Below are 2,519 nucleotides of genomic sequence, written 5' to 3'. Positions count from 1 at the left end.
GCATCAGGCTGACCGCCTGCGCCAGCGGCAGCCGCCACGCAGGCAGCACGAGATGGCTGCCGCGCAGGGGACGCAGGCGCGGCTTGGCGCCGTTGTGTGCGCGCAGCAGGTCGGCCCAGGCGCCGGTGGCGCTGATGGTCGCTCTGGCCCGCACCGTTTGCATGGTTTGCGTCAGTTCATCGCGCAGCACAGCGCCGCGCACCGTGCCGCCTTCGCGCCGCAGTGATTGCACAGACAAGTAATTGAAGGCCGCGCCGCCGTGCTGCTGCGCCTCGTGCAGCACGCGCATGACGAGGCGCGCATCGTCGGTCTTGGCGTCGTGGTAGCAGATGCCGCCGCGYRGGCCCTCGGTGCGGATGTGCGGCGCCATTTGCAGGAAGGCCTCACGCTCGTGGTAGTGGCGCTCGCGCTGTCCCGCCATGCGGTCGTAGATGGCCAGACCAAGCAGCATGGAGYGCCGGCCCGGCTTGCGACCCTCATAGTCGCCGAAGGCAAAGCTTTGCGGCTCGACCAGCCCGGCGGCCTCGCGCAGCAGGCTCTCGCGCTCATGCACAGACTCGCGCGTCAGCGAAAACTGGCCTTCCTTCAGGTAGCGCAAGCCACCGTGCACCAGTTTGGATGAGCGGCTGGAGGTGCCCCAGGCGAAGTCGCGCTGCTCCACCAGCAGCGCACGCAAGCCGCGGCGCGAGGCTTCCAGCAGGATGCCTGCGCCCGTGATGCCGCCGCCGATAATCAGCAAATCCCATTCCAGCGCCAGCATGTCAGCCAGCAGCTCGCGCCCAGCCGGGCGCCAGTGTGCTGCCGGCATGACCCCTAACATCGGGTCAGACCCGGAGGGTCCGACCCCGGCTTCCGCGGCATCAGGGTCTGACCCTTTGGGTCCGACCCGGTCGTTCGGGTTCATCATGGCTGCACCAGCTTCCCTGGATTCATGATGCCTTGCGGGTCGAAGTGGCGGAACAGCGCCTGCATGGCCGCGATGCCTGCAGCGCCCTTCTCCGCCGGCAGATACGGTGCATGGTCGCTGCCCACGCCATGCTGGTGGCTGATGGTGCCGCCATTGTCGACAATCGCCATGCTGACCGCATGCTTCAACGCGCGCCAGCGCTCCATATTCTGTTCGAAGTCGCCCGCCAGGCGGTACACAAAGGTGGTGTAGACGCTGGCTCCCTGCGCATACAAATGCGACACGTGCGTGTACGCATGCACCTTCTCGCCCAGCCCCTCCAGCGCGCGCGTGGCGGCATGTTCGACCGCGCGCATCATCGTGCCCACGCGCGGCCAGTCCACCGCCGTTTCCACCGTGTCGATCACATAGCCCTGCTGCCAGGCCGCATTGCGCAGGTAGACATTGCGGAAGCGTCCTTCCTTCCATTTATCGCCCATGCGGCGGCCTACATGCACGCCGTCCTGCGCGCGGCACAGCGCCAGTGCGGAACGCAGCGCGGCTTTTGATTGCGCACGTCCACCGCTAACGCCAATCATCAGCATGCACTTGCCTTCGCCACAGCCGCGCCAGCGCAGCCAGGCTTCCAGCGCACCGATCAGACGCTTATGGCCCGCCAGCGCCAGCATGGTCACCGTCTCCAGTGGATTCGACAGGCGCAGCATGGACAGCCCCAGTTTGCCCTGCGCCAGCGCGCGCACGGCGGCTTCCGCCTGCTGCCAGCTGGGGAAGAATACGGCGTGGAAGGATTCGTGTTCCGGCACCGGCGTCACGCGCACCGTAGCCTCGGTCAGGATGCCCATGCGGCCTTCGGAGCCCAGCACCATCTCGCGCAAGTCCGTACCTGCCGCCGATGCCGGGAAAGTCGGGATCTCCAGCTTGCCTTTCGGCGTTTCGACCACGCCGCCGGCAAACATCTGCTCGATGCGCCCGTAGCGCAGGGACTGCTGGCCGGAAGAGCGCGTGACCACCCAGCCACCCAAGGTCGAGTATTCGAAGGACTGCGGGAAGTGGCCCAGCATATAACCGTGGGCTCGCAACTGCGCTTCCAGGTCCGGCCCAAACACGCCGGCGCCGAAGGTGGCCAGCTGCGCTTCCTTGTCCAGGTAATGCAGATGGCTCATGCGCGTCATGTTCACCACCAGCACGGCGGGGGCGGATTCCGGCGCGGTCAGGTGTCCCGCCACGCTGGTGCCGCCGCCCTGCGGTATCAAGGCCACGCCATGCTCGCGGGCGTAGTCGAGCAGCGCGCGCACGTCGTCCGCGCTTTCGGGATAAGCCACGCCATCCGGCGCGGCGCCAATGCGGCCAAAGCGCAGGCGCAGCCAGTCCGGCAGGCTCTGGCCGAGCGCATTGCGCAGGCGGGTTTCGGGACGGGTGTCGATCAGACGGTGCGGCGCCAGCCGAGGTGGCGGCAGCGTGGCGCAGGCTTGTTCGAAGCTGGCGTCCTGCACCGGCTGGCCCGCGCCCACGCGCTGGGCGAGGAAGGCCAGCGCATCGGCGTGCAGCGGAAAGTCAATTGTGTCGTCGCCCCAACCGTTCCATCTTCTCATGCTTGTCCCTTGTTATACTC

2 protein-coding genes are annotated in these 2,519 nt (G+C 67.3%); both read right to left on the bottom strand.

All coding sequences use genetic code 11. The annotated features are described in order from the left end of the window. A partial coding sequence (locus AB4Z11_RS29235; protein ID WP_442029330.1) for an FAD-dependent oxidoreductase occupies window positions 1-808 on the bottom strand: 808 nt, incomplete at its 3' end. A 95-nt stretch (window positions 809-903) separates the two neighbouring features. Further along, window positions 904-2,499, bottom strand: coding sequence for an FAD-binding oxidoreductase (locus tag AB4Z11_RS29230; RefSeq protein WP_442029329.1), 1,596 nt, complete (start codon window positions 2,497-2,499; stop codon window positions 904-906). Between the last annotated feature and the right edge of the window lie 20 nt (window positions 2,500-2,519).

Source organism: Pseudoduganella sp. RAF53_2, from assembly GCF_052113985.1.
Classification (GTDB): Bacteria; Pseudomonadota; Gammaproteobacteria; order Burkholderiales; family Burkholderiaceae_D; genus Rugamonas.
The sequence above is the reverse complement of the archived record's forward strand: the minus strand, read 5'-3'. Positions and strand labels throughout refer to the sequence as shown.